13 protein-coding genes are annotated in these 15,684 nt (G+C 60.2%); 5 read left to right on the top strand and 8 right to left on the bottom strand.

Going from position 1 to position 15,684, the window contains the following annotated elements; genetic code table 11:
- Nucleotides 1-151: 151 nt before the first annotated feature.
- The gene (locus HZ99_RS10520; RefSeq protein ID WP_038442865.1) at nucleotides 152-1,675 is read right to left on the bottom strand and encodes a fumarate hydratase; all 1,524 of its coding nucleotides are present in this window, start codon (nucleotides 1,673-1,675) and stop codon (nucleotides 152-154) included.
- A 318-nt stretch (nucleotides 1,676-1,993) separates the two neighbouring features.
- Here HZ99_RS10520 and HZ99_RS10515 point away from each other — a divergent pair, with 318 nt between their 5' ends.
- Both HZ99_RS10515 and HZ99_RS10510 read left to right on the top strand, forming a co-directional pair.
- Nucleotides 1,994-2,926 carry an iron-sulfur-binding ferredoxin reductase gene (locus HZ99_RS10515; RefSeq protein ID WP_038442864.1) on the top strand — a complete coding sequence of 311 codons (933 nt, stop codon included), beginning with the start codon at nucleotides 1,994-1,996 and terminating at the stop codon, nucleotides 2,924-2,926.
- A 28-nt stretch (nucleotides 2,927-2,954) separates the two neighbouring features.
- Nucleotides 2,955-3,704 carry an enoyl-CoA hydratase-related protein gene (locus HZ99_RS10510; RefSeq protein WP_038442863.1) on the top strand — a complete coding sequence of 250 codons (750 nt, stop codon included), beginning with the start codon at nucleotides 2,955-2,957 and terminating at the stop codon, nucleotides 3,702-3,704.
- Nucleotides 3,705-3,796: 92 nt separating this feature from the next.
- Here the strand turns inward: HZ99_RS10510 and pyk are convergent, their stop codons facing one another.
- Nucleotides 3,797-5,248: a pyruvate kinase gene (gene pyk, locus HZ99_RS10505; RefSeq protein WP_038442862.1), complete on the bottom strand. Its 1,452-nt coding sequence runs from the start codon at nucleotides 5,246-5,248 to the stop codon at nucleotides 3,797-3,799.
- Nucleotides 5,249-5,424: 176 nt separating this feature from the next.
- On the opposite strand from pyk, the gene HZ99_RS10500 reads away from it, so the two are divergent.
- Entirely contained in the window at nucleotides 5,425-5,799 is a 375-nt protein-coding gene (locus HZ99_RS10500) for a hypothetical protein (protein WP_038442861.1), read from the top strand.
- A 231-nt stretch (nucleotides 5,800-6,030) separates the two neighbouring features.
- Nucleotides 6,031-6,390, top strand: coding sequence for a PilZ domain-containing protein (locus HZ99_RS10495; protein WP_038448047.1), 360 nt, complete (start codon nucleotides 6,031-6,033; stop codon nucleotides 6,388-6,390).
- A 13-nt stretch (nucleotides 6,391-6,403) separates the two neighbouring features.
- Here the strand turns inward: HZ99_RS10495 and HZ99_RS10490 are convergent, their stop codons facing one another.
- Both HZ99_RS10490 and HZ99_RS10485 read right to left on the bottom strand, forming a co-directional pair.
- Nucleotides 6,404-7,735, bottom strand: coding sequence for a DUF58 domain-containing protein (locus HZ99_RS10490; protein ID WP_038448046.1), 1,332 nt, complete (start codon nucleotides 7,733-7,735; stop codon nucleotides 6,404-6,406).
- Nucleotides 7,736-7,742: 7 nt separating this feature from the next.
- On the bottom strand, nucleotides 7,743-8,780 hold the full coding sequence (locus HZ99_RS10485) for an AAA family ATPase (protein WP_235205585.1): 1,038 nt from the start codon (nucleotides 8,778-8,780) through the stop codon (nucleotides 7,743-7,745).
- Between the two features lie 986 nt (nucleotides 8,781-9,766).
- On the opposite strand from HZ99_RS10485, the gene HZ99_RS27740 reads away from it, so the two are divergent.
- Nucleotides 9,767-10,933 carry a YadA family autotransporter adhesin gene (locus tag HZ99_RS27740; protein WP_404942455.1) on the top strand — a complete coding sequence of 389 codons (1,167 nt, stop codon included), beginning with the start codon at nucleotides 9,767-9,769 and terminating at the stop codon, nucleotides 10,931-10,933.
- A gap of 204 nt (nucleotides 10,934-11,137) precedes the next feature.
- Here the strand turns inward: HZ99_RS27740 and HZ99_RS10475 are convergent, their stop codons facing one another.
- From HZ99_RS10475 to HZ99_RS10460, 4 genes are read right to left on the bottom strand one after another with little or no spacing between them, the layout of a single operon-like run.
- Entirely contained in the window at nucleotides 11,138-12,295 is a 1,158-nt protein-coding gene (locus tag HZ99_RS10475; RefSeq protein WP_038442859.1) for a DUF4350 domain-containing protein, read from the bottom strand.
- The gene (locus tag HZ99_RS10470) at nucleotides 12,292-13,821 is read right to left on the bottom strand and encodes a DUF4129 domain-containing protein (RefSeq protein ID WP_038442858.1); all 1,530 of its coding nucleotides are present in this window, start codon (nucleotides 13,819-13,821) and stop codon (nucleotides 12,292-12,294) included. Before HZ99_RS10470 ends, HZ99_RS10475 begins: the two co-directional genes overlap by 4 nt.
- Nucleotides 13,808-14,788, bottom strand: coding sequence for a stage II sporulation protein M (locus tag HZ99_RS10465; protein ID WP_038448044.1), 981 nt, complete (start codon nucleotides 14,786-14,788; stop codon nucleotides 13,808-13,810). Before HZ99_RS10465 ends, HZ99_RS10470 begins: the two co-directional genes overlap by 14 nt.
- Complete coding sequence (locus HZ99_RS10460) at nucleotides 14,785-15,477, bottom strand: RDD family protein (protein ID WP_038448043.1); 693 nt, start codon at nucleotides 15,475-15,477, stop codon at nucleotides 14,785-14,787. The genes HZ99_RS10465 and HZ99_RS10460 overlap by 4 nt, the downstream gene beginning before the upstream one ends.
- Nucleotides 15,478-15,684: the final 207 nt, after the last annotated feature.

Raw genomic sequence — 15,684 nt, 5'->3', positions numbered from 1 at the left:
CGCGAAAGCAGTGTGTCATTCAACACATCCAGCGCCTGATTCAGCGCTTTCGCGAGCAAGCCCGCTCCCACATGACTGCGTTCACTGTGACCACAAAAAAGGCGACTGCAGCACGGAGCCACAGTCGCCTTTTATCCTTGCAGGGAGGTGCTTACTGCACTTCTACCGCCAGGCTTTCACTGATCTTTTGCTGCCAGATGGCGGGGCCAGTGATGTGCACCGACTCGCCCTTGCTGTCGACGGCAACAGTGACCGGCATGTCTTTTACGTCGAACTCGTAGATGGCTTCCATGCCCAGTTCGGCGAAGGCCACGACACGTGACTTCTTGATGGCTTGCGCCACCAGGTAGGCCGCACCGCCAACAGCCATCAGGTACACCGCCTTGTGATCCTTGATCGCTTCGATGGCGGTCGGGCCGCGCTCGGATTTGCCGATCATGCCCAGCAGGCCGGTCTGTTCGAGGATCTGGCGGGTGAACTTGTCCATCCGCGTGGCGGTGGTCGGGCCTGCCGGGCCAACCACTTCTTCGCGCACCGGATCTACCGGGCCGACGTAGTAGATGAAGCGACCCTTGAGGTCCACCGGCAGGGTTTCACCCTTGTTCAGCATCTCGACCATGCGCTTGTGCGCCGCGTCGCGACCGGTGAGCATCTTGCCGTTGAGCAGCACGGTTTCGCCCGGCTTCCAGCTCTGCACATCTTCCGGGGTCAGGGTGTCGAGGTTGACCCGACGCGCCGACGGGCCGGCTTCCCAGACAATTTCCGGGTAGGCGTCCAGCGGTGGCGCTTCCTGGGCTACCGGGCCGGAACCGTCAAGCACAAAGTGCGTGTGACGGGTGGCGGCGCAGTTGGGGATCATGCACACCGGCAGCGAAGCGGCGTGGGTCGGGTAGTCCATGATCTTCACGTCGAGCACGGTGGTCAGGCCACCCAGGCCCTGGGCGCCAATCCCCAGTTGGTTGACCTTCTCGAACAGCTCCAGGCGCATTTCTTCGATACGGTTGGAGGGGCCGCGTTTTTTCAGCTCGTGGATGTCGATGGACTCCATCAATACTTCCTTGGCCATGACGGCGGCTTTCTCGGCGGTACCGCCGATGCCGATGCCGAGCATGCCCGGTGGGCACCAGCCGGCGCCCATGGTAGGAACGGTCTTGAGCACCCAGTCGACAATGGAGTCGGACGGGTTGAGCATGGCCATTTTCGACTTGTTCTCGGAACCACCGCCCTTGGCGGCCACGTCCACTTCCACGGTGTTACCCGGGACGATGGAGTAGTGGATCACGGCTGGGGTGTTGTCCTTGGTGTTCTTCCTGCTACCTGCCGGGTCGGCGAGAATCGAGGCCCGCAGTACGTTTTCCGGCAGGTTGTAGGCGCGACGCACGCCTTCGTTGATCATGTCGTCCAGGCCCATGGTGGCGCCATCCCAACGTACATCCATGCCCACGCGCACGAACACGGTGACGATCCCGGTGTCCTGGCAGATCGGGCGGTGGCCGGTGGCACACATGCGCGAGTTGATCAGGATCTGGGCCATGGAGTCACGGGCTGCCGGCGACTCTTCGCGCAGGTAGGCTTCGTGCATCGCCTGGATGAAGTCAACGGGGTGGTAGTAGGAAATGAATTGCAGGGCGTCGGCAACGCTCTGAATCAGGTCGTCTTGCTTGATCACGGTCATGAGTCGCGCTCCTCTATAAGGGAACATTCAATAAAGGTGGCTTCAGATGGGGGTATCGGTCGCTGAAACCACCTTTTCCAAGGCACGCCGGGTAGTGCTGGCGCGACGCTAAAAAGGCGCGGCAGTATAACCCGGCGTGATGGCCGATACACCCGACGATGGTCAAACTCTACCGACCAGGAACCTGTAGGAGCCGGCTTGCCGGCGATAGCGGTGCATCAGGCGACACCTGTCGTGGCTGCTAGTCCACCATCGCCGGCAAGCCGGCGCCGACAAAAAGCAGTTACAGTGATCGCACATTTTGATTCGAGACCTTTCATGCCTGAACTGCACGTTGGCGAGCGCCACTGGTCGGTCTCCACCGGCAGCAATCTGCTGGATGTCTTGAACCAGGCCGGTGTGGCCGTGCCCTACAGTTGCCGGGCGGGCAGTTGCCATGCCTGCCTGGTGCGTTGCCGGGGTGAGGTCGAGGACAAGCAACCCGATGCCCTGAGCCCGGCCCAGCGCCAGGACGGCTGGCGCCTGGCCTGCCAATGCCAGGTCACGGGCGATGTACGGGTCGAGGCTTTTGACCCCTTGCGCGACGGCGCGGCGGCTACGGTATTGAGCGCGGACTGGTTGAGCCCGACGGTGCTGCGCCTGCGCCTGCAACCGGAGCGTGGGTTGCGCTACCGGGCCGGGCAGCATCTTGTGTTGTGGGCGGGCACGGTGGCGCGGCCTTATTCCCTGGCCAGCCTGCCCCAGGACGATCCGTTCCTGGAGTTTCATCTCGATTGCCGTCTGCCCGGCGAGTTCAGCGATCTTGCCCGGCAGTTGCACGCGGGTGACCCGTTGCGTCTGGGTGAGTTGCGCGGCGGCGCGTTGCATTACGACCCGGACTGGCAGTCCCGGCCGTTGTGGCTGCTGGCTTCCGGCAGCGGTCTGGGCCCGTTGTGGGGGGTGTTGCGCGAAGCCTTGCGCCAGGATCATCAGGGCGCCATCCGTGTTATTCACCTGGCCCATGATACGGGTGGGCATTATCTGGCCGAGCCCCTGGCCCAGCTCGCTGCCAGCCATGACAACCTCACGATCGAACTGTGGACGGCGGCACAGCTGGCCGGTGCTTTGGCGCAACTGCGGCTTGTTTCCCGGCAAACCCTGGCCTTACTCTGCGGGCATCCCAGCAGTGTCGAGGCCTTTTCCAAGCGCCTGTTCCTGGCTGGTTTGCCGCGTAACCAACTGCTGGCCGATGTGTTCCTGCCCCGTGGTTGAGCGCTGATGCCTATCTGCGAGACTCACCATGACCGATGCCATTGTGCTGCAACGTGACCGCGGGCTGCTGATTCTGCAGCTCAATCGTGCCGACAAGAAAAATGCCCTGACCCGCGCCATGTACCACCAGTTGGCGGCGGCGCTGGAGCAAGCTGATGCCGATAACACGATCAACGCAGTGCTGATCCAGGGCAGCAGCGAATGCTTTACCGCCGGCAACGATATCGGCGATTTCTTGCAACAACCGCCCAGCGACCTGGACAGCCCACCGTTCCTCTTCATGAAAAGCCTGCTCAATTGCCGCAAGCCGGTGATTGCCGGGGTGGCCGGCGCGGCGGTAGGCATTGGCACGACGCTGTTGCTGCATTGCGACCTGGTGTATGTCAGCCGTGATGCCCGGTTGCGCATGCCGTTCGTCAACCTGGGGTTGTGCCCGGAGTTTGGTTCCAGCCTGATCCTGCCGCGATTGCTCGGGCATGCGAAAGCCGCTGAACTGCTGCTGTTGGGCGAAGGGTTCAGCGGCGAGCAGGCTGCACAGTGGGGCATTGCGACACAAGCGCTCGACAGTGGTGAAGCCGCCTTGGCCAAGGCGCGGGAGGTGGCCGGGCGCTTCGAGACTCTGGCGCCGGGTGCAGTGCAAATCAGCAAGCAGTTGATGAAAGGTGTCGACCGTGAGCAGTTGCGCCAGGTGATTGAGGAGGAGGGCGCATTGTTTAGCCAAAGGTTGCGCTCGCCGGAGGCGATTGCGGCGTTGTCGGGGTTTATGGCCAGGCGCTGATGAGGCCTGCCCAGCCATCAAATAACCTTCCCTTGAAATGCAAAAAAGCCCTGCCACTCACATGGCAGGGCTTGGGCTTTTCAGCGGGTCACTCAGACCATTGGGTCGCCAACGTGCAGGATCTTCATACCGTTGGTGCCGCCAGTTGTGTGGTAGCTGTCGCCCTTGGTCAGGATGACCCAGTCGCCTTTCTCCACGACGCCGCGCTTGACCAACTCGTCAATCGCCTTCTGGCTGACTTCGTTCGGCGCCAGCGAAGCCGGGTCGAACGGGATGGTATACACGCCACGGAACATCGCTGCGCGGGCCTGGGCTTCACGGTGTGGTGTGAACGCATAGATCGGCACCGAGGAACGAATGCGCGACATGACCAACGGGGTGTAGCCACTTTCGGTCAGGGCGATGATCGCCTTGACACCCGGGAAGTGGTTGGCGGTGTACATGGCGGCCAGAGCGATGCTCTGGTCACAGCTTTCGAACACTTTGCCGATGCGGTGGCTGGAGGTTTTGCTGGTCGGGTGCTTTTCAGCGCCGACACAGATACGCGCCATGGCCTGGACCGCTTCCAACGGGTACGGGCCGGCAGCACTTTCCGCCGAGAGCATCACGGCGTCGGTGTAGTCGAGCACGGCGTTGGCCACGTCGGACACTTCGGCGCGGGTCGGCATCGGGTTCTGGATCATCGACTCCATCATCTGGGTTGCAACGATCACCGCTTTATTGTGGCGGCGCGCGTGCAGGATGATTTTCTTTTGGATGCCGATCAGTTCAGCGTCACCGATTTCTACACCAAGGTCGCCACGGGCAACCATCACCGCGTCGGACGCCTTGATCAGGCCGTCGAGGGTTTCGTCGTCAGCCACGGCTTCGGCGCGTTCGATCTTCGCCACCAGCCAGGCGGTGCCGCCGGCTTCGTCGCGCAGTTGGCGGGCGTATTCCATGTCGGCGGCGTCGCGAGGGAAGGACACGGCGAGGTAGTCCACTTCCATTTCGGCAGCGAGCTTGATGTCAGCCTTGTCTTTTTCGGTCAGGGCCGGTGCAGTCAGGCCACCACCGCGGCGGTTGATGCCTTTGTGATCGGACAGCGGGCCGCCGATGATCACGGTGCAGTTCAGCTCGGTGACGGTGGCGGTGTCGACACGCATGACCACACGGCCGTCATCGAGCAGCAGCTCGTCGCCGACGCCACAGTCTTTCACCAGGTCCGGGTAATCGATACCTACGACCTGCTGGTTGCCTTCGGTCAGCGGATGGCTGGTGGAGAAAGTGAACTTGTCACCAATCTTCAGTTCGATGCGCTTGTTGGCGAATTTGGCGATGCGGATCTTTGGACCTTGCAGGTCACCCAACAGTGCGACGAAGCGACCATGTTTGGCGGCGAGGTCACGTACCAGCTTGGCGCGAGCCTTGTGCTCGTCCGGGGTGCCGTGGGAGAAGTTCAGACGGGCAACGTCCAGGCCAGCCAGAATCAGCTGTTCGAGGACTTCCGGCGAGTTACTGGCCGGGCCAAGGGTGGCGACGATTTTGGTACGACGGACGGACATGCACGGACTCCTGAGTTCTAGCGCTGGGGAAGGCTACTATGCTCTTTGGCTGTAGTCATTGTTCGTTTGCACTACTTATTGTCGATTCGCTTGTTTTCACTCTATGGCGCCAGACGAACAACCTTGAAGATTTCCGCCCAAGGGTCGATACACTGCTCAAGACAGGAGAACACCCCATGCGAGTTTTGATCATTGCTGCCCTGGCCGTCAGTGTTGTCGGCTGTACCCGTTGGTCGATGGATCATCATCTGAACAATGCCTATCGCGCCTACAACGTAGGCGATTGCGAACGGGTCACCCTGGAATTGTCCCAGGTCGACCGTGAAAGCCGGTCCCGTCGCTACGTGCAGCCGGAAGTCTCGATGCTGCGCGGGCAATGCCTGGAGCGCCAGAAACTGTTTGTGGATGCCGTGCAGACCTATCAGTTCATCATCAGCCAGTACCCTGCGAGCGAGTACGCGTTTCGTGCTCGCGCACGCCTCGACACCTTGCAGCAACTGGGGCATTACCCGGGGGCCAGCGCAGCAAGGGCACGGCCAGCGACCTTGTGATGACATTTATCATTTCATGGCTGGCCTCTTGCGGGAGTTGGGCTATTCTTTGAATGCCTGTTTGTACAAGTTTCTACTCAAACAGGTGTAATGCCAGGATTCGGCGGCGGTACAGTGACAGGGCAAGGACTGCTGTTGCACCGAGATCCAGAGAGCGGGGCGTTGCCGGAAACGCTCCGGCCCTAGTCACAGGAACGGCCAGAGTCATGGCCATTGGATGGCGATCTGATTATGTTTACCGACCGAAAGATTGAGCGGCACCAGTTGCCCTATTTTCTGCAAGTGTTCAACCGCTTTACAGATAAGCCCATTGGCTACTTGGGCAATATTTCCAGCGAAGGGCTGATGCTGGTCAGCCAATTGCCCTTGATGATCGATGTGGATTTCGAGCTGCGCTTGAAAATTCCCGGTCCCGAGGGGGATGTGCATGCCGTTGACTTCAGCGCCACTTGCCTGTGGAGCCATGAGGATATCAACCCCCGGCATTACGACTCGGGGTTCATCCTGTTGCAGGCCCCCGCCGAATACGGGCAATTGATCGTCGCGTTGCTGCAGTACTTCAGCTTTGACCCCCTGCAGGCTTCGGCCTAGCGTCATACCCTGTTCATAGCACGCCCGCTTTTTTCCAGCCCAGGTAACGGGTTACCAGGTTGGCGCCCAGCGCCGAGGGATGGGCATCCAATACCGCCAGGCCTTGCGCCTTCAAGCGGTCATGGAGCTCTTCCCTGGCATTGAGATAGTCGACGCTGCCACAGTAGGCCAGCGCCTGCGGCAGGGTCTGCACGGGGGCCTGGCGCAATTGGTCCAGCACTTCTTCGCGCAGGCTCGCCACCAACACCCGATGCTGGCGGCTGATGCGCTTGACTGCGGTCAGCAGATCCTCATCGTCCTCATCACGCAGGTTGGTCACCACAATCACCAGCGCCCGACGTTTCTGGCGAGCCAGCAGTTGGCTGGCCGCCGCCTGGTAGTCGGCCGGTCGCCGGGTGGTGTCCAGGTCGTATACGGTGTTGAGCAACTGGTTCAACTGGCCGCTGCCCTTGACCGGTGCCAGGTAGCGCGGCGGGTCGCAGGCGAAGGTACACAGGCCCACGGCATCGCCCTGGCGCAAGGCCACGTAGCTGAGCAGCAGGCAGGCGTTGAGGGCGTGGTCGAAATGCGACAACTCGCCGTCCTGGCTGCGCATGCGCCGACCGCAATCGAGCATGAAGACAATCTGCTGGTCGCGCTCATCCTGATATTCCCGGGCAATCGGCGTGCGTTGCCGTGCCGTGGCCTTCCAGTCGATCTGGCGCAGGCTGTCACCCTCGCGAAACTCCCGCAGTTGGTGAAACTCCAGGCCCAGGCCGCGACGCTGGCGCTGGCGTACCCCCAGTTGGCTGAGCCAGTTATCCACCGCCAGCAACTGCGCGCCGTACAGGCGGGCAAAATCCGGGTAGACCCGTGCGGCATCCTTGACCGGCAGTTGGCGTTTTGCAGTCCACAATCCCAGTGGGCTGGGCAGGTGCACCTCACAGCGCTCGAAGCTGAAATGCCCACGACTCAAGGGGCGCAGGCGGTAACCCAGCTCACTGTGTACACCAGGGCGCAGGGCGATGGCCTGCGGCAGGTTTTGCACGCTCAAGCCATCCGGTACGTGATCAAAGACCTCCAGCACCAGCGGCTGTGGATAGTCATGCTTCAGAGTGAGCCGTACCTCGCTCCAGCGCCCCAATGCCAGGCTACCCGGCATTTGCCGCCGCAGGCGTGGCGAGGGACGGCGTTGCAGGCGTGCGGCGTCGAGCAACGCCAGCAACAGCAGCGCCAGGAGCAGGCCCCAGGCCACGGAGTGCAGGGCAACTGGTACCTTGAGTTGCAGGGCCGCAGCCGTTCCGAGGGCGACGTTCAGGCCCAGTAGTACCGCGAGCCAGACAAGCAACAGGCGAGTGGGTCTCATGAGCATGTCACTGGCGTGGCGCCGGTACTTGGTCGAGCAGTTGGGCAAGGACCTGGTCCACCTCCAGGCCTTCGATATCCAGCTCAGGGGCGATGCGTACCCGATGGCGCAACACCGCGAGCGCGCAGCCCTTGATGTCGTCCGGGGTCACGAACTCGCCACCGCGCAGCAGGGCGCGGGCCCGTGCACCTCGCACCAGGGCGATGGAGGCACGAGGCCCGGCGCCCAGGGCCAGGCCGGGCCAGCTACGGGTGGTGCGGGACAGGCGCACGGCGTAGTCGAGCACCTGTTCATCGAGGGCCAGTTCACTGGCGACCTGCTGCAACATCAGCACATCATCGGCCTGCAGCACGGTGCGTAATGGCTGTACGTCGAGCATGTCTGCACGGGAGGAGCGGGTCACTTCACGCACCATATCCAACTCTTGCTGCGCCTCGGGGTAGTCCATGCGCACCTTGAGCATGAACCGGTCGAGTTCGGCCTCGGGCAGAGGATAGGTGCCTTCCTGTTCAATGGGATTCTGGGTGGCCAGCACCATAAAGGGCTGGCCGATGGGCAAGGCTTCGCCCTCGAGGGTGACCTGGCGTTCCTGCATGGCTTCGAGCAAGGCAGCCTGGGTTTTTGCCGGGGCCCGGTTGATCTCATCGGCCAGCAACAGGTGGGTGAACAACGGGCCCTTGCGCAGCTTGAACTGCTCGGTGTGCAGGTCGTATACGGCATGGCCTGTGACATCGCTGGGCATCAGGTCCGGGGTGAACTGGATGCGTGCAAAATCGCCGTCAAAGCAGCGGGCCAGGGCTCGTACCAGCAAGGTCTTGCCCAGGCCGGGAACGCCTTCTAGCAGCACATGGCCGCCGGCGATCAGCGCGGTCAGTACATCATCGATCACTGCGTCCTGGCCAATCACCGCCTTGCGCAATTCAGCACGCAGCGCCTGGGCCAATTGGGTCGCTCGCCCGGTGTCGAGGGGATTGGGTAAATCCACTGGGGAGTCGTTCAATGATTCCGGTGCCCTGCTAATTGTCAGATTCGTTTTATCTTCCATAAATCATGCACTTACCTGATTTAACTGGTTTTTAAGCTTTTGCGCGTGCTCAGAGGAGGAATGAGGCCCGGTGCCGGCGTGTCGATTGGACCCAGCCAGGTCCTTGGTTAACTCAGATCGCGCATTTGGGAACATCATCTTAGCCTTTAGCACAGGGTTAAAGTCTATGTATTCCATCAAGTAGTCTGATCGACCATACCAAGAGTGGTCGATCAGGGCCTTGCTGGAAAAATGAAGCAGAGCTGTATGGAGTACGCGAGGAGTTCCGGCTATCTGCGTCGAGACTGCCTCATTGGCACTCGCCGGCGGAAAGGTGACGAACGTGCAATTGTCACTTGGGCTGATCGCTTTGAAACAGCGATGAATCAAGAGCAAAAAAGGCTTTGTTCTCGATCACTTAATGACTTTTCGAGACTCACTTAATGTGAGTATAAAAACTTGATGGAATTTTCACTCCCCGCCTAGTGAATTTTCCTATAGGTATGCGTAAAAAATCGCGTGATCATAGTAATAAGTCAATAAATAAAACTTTTGAAATCTTATTTTTGTAACTAATGGCTTTGCCGTTTTCGTTGAGCTGTTACTTGAATTTATAACCGATGTGTTTCTTGATGGCACTAATAGGGTCCCCTGTAGTGCTAGAAATTTTCAGCCTAATGCGAACTCTAAATGAATAAGATTAATGTTTCTCATGCTGTATTTTTTCTGTTTATGCCATTTATGGTGCCATCAGCTATAGCGGGTGCTGTCGTTGTAGGGACGAACACCGTCGGAGAAGGCCATTGTTCAGTTGCCATAGGCCATAACAGTGCAGCTTCAACAGTTGCGTCCTGTAGCACTGCTTCAACAGCAGAGAGCCCCGCCGTTGACACACCGCCACGTGGAACTCCAATTCCTCGTGCTCCAACGGCGATAGGGGCTAATAGTCAGGCTCTTGGAGCGGGGACAACCGCGGTAGGCGGCGATGCGAGAGCTACGGGGCCGATCTGGGTGCGACATTTGGCGGCAATGGCACTGCCGCGCCGTTACCGGTTGCAGGTTCGACAGCCGTCGGCTCGAGCTCAAGGGCACTTGGTCCTGGTGCTACAACATTAGGGGCCAGTGCAGAATTAACGTCTAGCAATACAGCAGTAGGTTTTAATGCCAAGGCCAGCGCAGGTGGACTAAACGATAGTGTTGCTCTTGGTAATAACTCAAATGCTACAAGAAACCAGACGGTATCTGTAGGCAGTAGTGGGGCAGAGCGCCAAATCACCAATGTGGCAGCTGGCACCGTTGGGACTGATGCAGTGAACCTCAGCCAACTCACGAACTCCGTGGGAGTAGCGCTGAATAGCGCTAACCAGTACACCGCCGACCGTGAAGGCGAAATCCGCAAGGATCAGGTAGATGGTGACGTGACTACCTTGGCCAATGCCAACAAACATGCCGATGCCGGTGTCATCGATGCCAAGGCCTACGCGGATAAAGGCGACGTGGCCACATTGTCTAACGCCAACACCCACACTGATAAGCGTGAAGCGGCCATCCGTAAAGACCAGGTGGAAGGTGATGTGACCACGTTGAACCGCGCAAAAGACTATTCAGTCGCACGTGGAGCGGAGGACGGCGTTAAAACTGTCGCTGTAGGCAAAACGGCTCAAGCAACTGGGACCAACTCAGTCGCGATCGGCAATGACTCAGTAGCTGCCAGGGCCAACAGTGTTTCAGTGGGGGCGGCAGGTAATGAGCGTCAGATTGTTAACGTGGCTGCCGGTACCCAGGGCACGGATGCGGTCAATGTTGATCAAATGAATCGTGGTGACGCGACTACACTCACTCAATCAATCAACTACACCAATCAGCGTGTTGATTCGGCCAAGGAAGCACTCGACGGAGCCTATTCGTACATCCGTAAGGAAAATGCCGAGATGCGTCGTGAGCATCGGTCCATTGGTGCCATGGCAATGGCTTCGTCTGCTATTGGAATCGGGCCAACAAGCCTTGGTCGTACCCAGGCTGGTTTGGCGATAGGCAACGTTCAAAGTCAATCGGCACTGGCGTTTGGGGTTAACCATTACATGAATGAATCCACAGTCTTCACCTTTCGTGGTGCCATCGGTACCAGCAGTTCGGTAACGGGTGGTGCTGTCGGTGTTGTTAAGGGCTGGTAAGTTTGATTCCATCAAACAGGCAAGCCGCAAGTTGTTGGGGTTAATTTGAAACTGCTCCAGCGAGCGGCCTGCATTGATCGGGAGAGGGACCCGTTATCTGATCCGACAGAGTTGCGGTCATCAGACTCCCTTCATGGGTAGGCTAAGAACATCTAAAGGGTTGCTCCAAACATGGCAGAGATCTGACATATGCCAAGTGCCAGATCACAGGGCATTCCTGAGGGTTTGCAGGCTGGCCACCTGGCGGCTGAAGTCAGCACTGGAAAGCCGCTTTGCCGGGAGTGGGCCAAGGGCCTGGCTGATAATGGAAGAGGGTTGGCGGGTCAGGTGTTCAAGCGCCAGCCATTGCCCGGCAGTGTCCAACTGTTCGAATCCGGGGTGGCGCCGGCGGGCGGTGCGCAGGATGTCCCGCTGCAGGGCTTGCAACAGGCTGCCCTGGCCGCTGCGACGCAACAGAAAGTCGGCACTGGCATTCAGGTGTTCCTGCAATTGCCGGCGGGCTTTCGGCGCCGGTGCCTGGACCGGCCCCAGGCGTACACCCGCGCGCCATAACCCCAGCAGAATCAAGGCAGCGAGAGCCACCAGGGCCTGGGGGAAATAACGTAGCAACAGGCTAAACAGGTTCTCGACGTCTGTGTTGGACAGTAGGGTGACATCGCTGCCCTGTGTCAGGTACCACAGCAGCCAGGCATTGTCGTGCAAGCCAATGGCCGGGGCTTTCCATAGTTCGCTGTCGGTGATCACGGTCACGCGACCATGCCCGAGATCGAGTTGCATCAGGTGGCTGGACTTGGCGCTGTTGGCCGAGAACTGTGCCAGGTGCCTGGGGTCGGTCAGGGTGAAATCGGTGTCGAAACTGAAAAACGCCGGTGCGGTTTCGTTATCGACATAGAGCCGTGTCAGGTCCGGCTTCTTGCCCTTGCGAGCGGAGGGAGGCTGATCGAAGTCATCGCTGAAGGCCTGGCGTAACTGCAGGCGATCGAGCAGCAGGTCACCACTGTCCTGGGTTTCTTCATCCCATATGGCTTCGGCCACCAACAGCAGATGACCGCCGGCCTGGGTCCACTCCAGCAACTGGTCAACCTGGCGTGGGGTCATATTGCTGCGCTCGCTGAGCAACAGCAGGCTGGCACCCTTGGCGGGCAGGGTGGCCAGGCGCTCCAGGCTGCGGGCGTGCTCGACAGCCAGGCCCTGCTGACGCAGGAAGTGCTCGGCCGCCAGGTAGGGGTTGGCCTGGGCTTCAGGTGACGGTCCGCGGTCGATCACTTCTTCGTAGGGTATCGCCTTGTGCCAGGCGTAGAAGCCCCCGGCTGTCAGCAGGCAAGCCAGGATCAGTCCGAGCCAGATCAATGCCCGACTCATCGCGTGGCCTCGCGTTCGAACAAGCTGCGCCAATGGGCACAGAGCTGTTGCTGGGCCAGGGCCGGCGGCACGCGGTGGCCATAGGCGAGGTTTTGCCAGTGTCGGGTCAGGTCGTCGCTGAACGCGAGCAATTGCGGCTGTTGCAAGTGACGCACATGTTCCAGGACCTGACCTTCGGTATCGGCGTTTTTCAGTGGCAGGTTGAAGTCATGCAGCAGCCGGCTAAGCAGGCCGCGATAAAGCAGGCCAAGGGCTTCACGGGGGTGCGTGGCCCATAGTTGCTCGGCGGTACTGGCAATATCGTCGGGTAAGGTTTCCACGCCCATGTCCAGGCCGAACAGTTGTGACGGCACGGGCCGCGTAACCTTGGGTCGGGGCGCGCGATGAGGGCTGACGAAGGCGTGCAGCCAGTCGCGGTAGTGCCAGGCGACCAGGGCAATGCCGGCGATCAGCAGGCCCCAGAGCAGCACCTCCATCACCAGCGCCAGGGACTTGAATGTGTCGCTGTTGAGACTGTTCAGTAAGGATTTGAGCCAGGCAGGCAAGTGGGCATCACCCGGGGGCTTGGTTTTGCTGTTGGTTTTGTCCTCACTGAAACGATAGTGGGTAACGGTTTGCGGATTCTTGAACGGGGGTTGTTCCAGCAGATGCTTGATTGATTGATTGGCTTGCGTGGTGCTCAACGGTTTCGAGTTGACCGGCGGGTTGGCCATGGCCTGGGGTATTGGCGCGATCACTAGCAGGCCGACAGTCAGCAGCAGGAGGGCCACTGCCGATCCCAGGCGTTGGCGCAGGCGGCGGAACACCAACTCCAGGTCCCAGGCTTCAAGCACGGTGCGCCGGTTAAGATAGAGGCTGAATCCACACGCCACATAGATCGGCTCCCAGAACACCAGGATCAGGGCGTAGAAGGCATTGCTCAGGTGCTCCAGCCAGAGCCAGTCCTGACTGCTGGCCAGTGCCAGTTGCTGCCAGTCCCAGTCCAGCTCAACCTGCTGCGGCAGGAATAGATAGAACAACGCCATCAAGCCAATCCACAGCGCTGTTTCCAGGAGCAGGCCGATCAGTGTCAGCCAGCGCGCCGCGCCGGCATTGCGTTGCAGCAGCACTCCCAATCGCTGCTGGCGGGCCAGGCCGCCTAGGCTTTCGAGTTGCACCACGGGCATGACAAAGCTGCGACTGAGGCTAAAGCGTCGCCAGGTCAGGCTGGCCAGCAGTTGCTCCTTGAGCAGGCGAGGCCATTGGCGCAGTGCCTGCTTGAGGGTGGGCACCTCGCCAAACAGCGCCTTCGATAGAATGTACAGCGGTAGGCGCTCAAAGGCCGGTTTCAACCACCAGAACAGCAGCACGGCAACCGAGGGGTAGTCCCACAGCACAACGCTGATCAGGATAAACATCGGCAGGCTGACCAAGGCCCAACTGCTCATCAATAACACGCGGTGCTCACGGGCCAGCAACACCCCCAGGTCCATGGCCTCCCACGAGGAGCGGGGACGGATCACCACGCTGGCGTCACTCAGGCGCATGACGGCTCCTGCCTGCGAACAGCAGATAGGCGATCACCATCGCCCAGAGCGCAGCGCCCACCAGGTATTTGCCCCAGGGCCGCACGGCGGTGGTGGAGGACCAATAGGCTTCTATAAAGGCTGCGATCAGCAGGAATACCATCACGCCGCAGATCATTTTCACACTTGTACGGGCGGCCAGTCGCAGTGCTTCACCCCGGGGCAACGCTCCCGGTGCGATCAACGCCCAACCCAGTTGCAGGCCGGCTGAGCCGGCCAGGGCGATGGCCGTCAGTTCGAAGGCACCGTGGCCGATGACAAAGGACCAGAAGGTTTGCCCATAGCCAATTTCAGTCAGGTGCCCGGCGATGGCGCCGATCATCAGGCCATTGAAGAACAGGAAGAACACGCTGCCCAGGCCAAACAGCAAGCCGCCGGCGAAGGTCTGGAATGCGATGCCGATGTTGTGCATGACGTAGTAGCCGAACATCATCCAGTCCTCACTCGATGCCCGCTCGGCCGCACGCCCCAGGCGACTGGCGTCAGGGTCGTACATACCCTGCATCTCGGTCACTTGCTGGGGGCTGACGATGGTGTAGATCAGGTCGGGAAACAGGTAGACCAATAGCGCGATGCCGGCCAGGCTGCCAAAGAACAGCAGGCTGGCGACCAGCACGAAGCGCCATTGCTCGCGAACTGTGCGGGGGAAGTCTGCCAGCAGGAAACCCAGGACCTTGGCACCAAGACGACTGCGATGGCGATACAGCTGTTGATGGCCGCGCAAGGCCAGTTGTTGCAACGGGTCTACCAGGTAGCTGCTGTAGCCCCGTTCCTGGGCCAGCGCCAAGTGTTGGCACAGGCGTCGGTAATCATGGGGAAAGTGCGTCAGGTCCTGGGTCTTGGCCTTGCCTTGTTCAAGCAGTGCCAGTTGTGCGGCAAAGGCCTGCCAGTGTGGCTGGTGACGGGTTTCGAACAGGCTCTGCTTCATGTCGGCCCCAACAGGCCGCGGGCCACGCCATTGAGTTGTTCCACGGCGCGTGTGGGCGAGACCTGCAGGGGCGTGGCCAGAATCGCTGCCAGTTCATGGGCCCGCTCGGCGGACAGTTCGCCCTGGCGTTCGGCAAAACCAAGGATCGCGCGCTGCTCGTTCAGCTCAAGGGCAAAGGGCAGGCGCAAGGCCGCGGCCTGGGGCAAGTGGGGACGGGCCAGGGGCTGTTCGCGGTAGACAACCAGGGTGCCGGCCGCAATGTCGCCCAGGCGTTTGAAGTGGGGATGTTGCAGGCAACTGATGGCGCCGAGGAAGTAGCCAAACGGCAACATATCGACAAAACGCAGCAGGTTGCGGATCAGGGATGCGGACCAGCCAATGGGCGTGCCGTCATCCTGAACCACCCGCAGCCCCATGATCTGCTTGCCCGGTGAGCTGCCTTGGTTGAGCACTTCGAACAGCACCATGTACCACCAACTGACGAGAAACAGCAGGATCGAGCCCAGGCCGATGCCCAGGTTGCCGAGAAACGCCAGGACAATGAACAGGATGCCGAGGATCAGCCCGCGCAAGCCCAGGTCGAAGCCGAATGCCAAGGCACGAGGTATCAGCCCGGCGGGGCGCAAGGGCAGGTCGATGCCCTCCGGGGTTTCGATCTGGTAGCGAGTGTCCAATGGTGCAGTGGGCATTGCGTTCCCTGGCAGTGCAGCGTGGCTGGACATGGGCAGCTTCATCAACTGGCCCGCAAGTTGAGAGGCCGATGCTAGCAGTGTCGTCGATGGAAGTAACACCTGAAAATACGCCAAGGTTTCACTGAATATTTATCCAGTACACATGACACTGGCCCCGGGTAGCGTCCAGCGCCTAGACTTTGTCGGTCTTCAGCACAGGAATAG

This window comes from Pseudomonas fluorescens (genome assembly GCF_000730425.1).
Lineage (GTDB): Bacteria > Pseudomonadota > Gammaproteobacteria > Pseudomonadales > Pseudomonadaceae > Aquipseudomonas > Aquipseudomonas fluorescens_X.
This window is presented reverse-complemented; position numbering and strand designations above follow the sequence as displayed.

Bases quoted from the DNA above. Each gene is read 5' to 3' on its own strand.
- HZ99_RS10520 (WP_038442865.1), bottom strand. From the start codon at position 1,675: ATGACCGTGATCAAGCAAGACGACCTGATTCAGAGCGTTGCCGACGCC.
- HZ99_RS10515 (WP_038442864.1), top strand. From the start codon at position 1,994: ATGCCTGAACTGCACGTTGGCGAGCGCCACTGGTCGGTCTCCACCGGC.
- HZ99_RS10510 (WP_038442863.1), top strand. From the start codon at position 2,955: ATGACCGATGCCATTGTGCTGCAACGTGACCGCGGGCTGCTGATTCTG.
- pyk (WP_038442862.1), bottom strand. From the start codon at position 5,248: ATGTCCGTCCGTCGTACCAAAATCGTCGCCACCCTTGGCCCGGCCAGT.
- HZ99_RS10500 (WP_038442861.1), top strand. From the start codon at position 5,425: ATGCGAGTTTTGATCATTGCTGCCCTGGCCGTCAGTGTTGTCGGCTGT.
- HZ99_RS10495 (WP_038448047.1), top strand. From the start codon at position 6,031: ATGTTTACCGACCGAAAGATTGAGCGGCACCAGTTGCCCTATTTTCTG.
- HZ99_RS10490 (WP_038448046.1), bottom strand. From the start codon at position 7,735: ATGAGACCCACTCGCCTGTTGCTTGTCTGGCTCGCGGTACTACTGGGC.
- HZ99_RS10485 (WP_235205585.1), bottom strand. From the start codon at position 8,780: ATGGAAGATAAAACGAATCTGACAATTAGCAGGGCACCGGAATCATTG.
- HZ99_RS10475 (WP_038442859.1), bottom strand. From the start codon at position 12,295: ATGAGTCGGGCATTGATCTGGCTCGGACTGATCCTGGCTTGCCTGCTG.
- HZ99_RS10470 (WP_038442858.1), bottom strand. From the start codon at position 13,821: ATGCGCCTGAGTGACGCCAGCGTGGTGATCCGTCCCCGCTCCTCGTGG.
- HZ99_RS10465 (WP_038448044.1), bottom strand. From the start codon at position 14,788: ATGAAGCAGAGCCTGTTCGAAACCCGTCACCAGCCACACTGGCAGGCC.
- HZ99_RS10460 (WP_038448043.1), bottom strand. From the start codon at position 15,477: ATGCCCACTGCACCATTGGACACTCGCTACCAGATCGAAACCCCGGAG.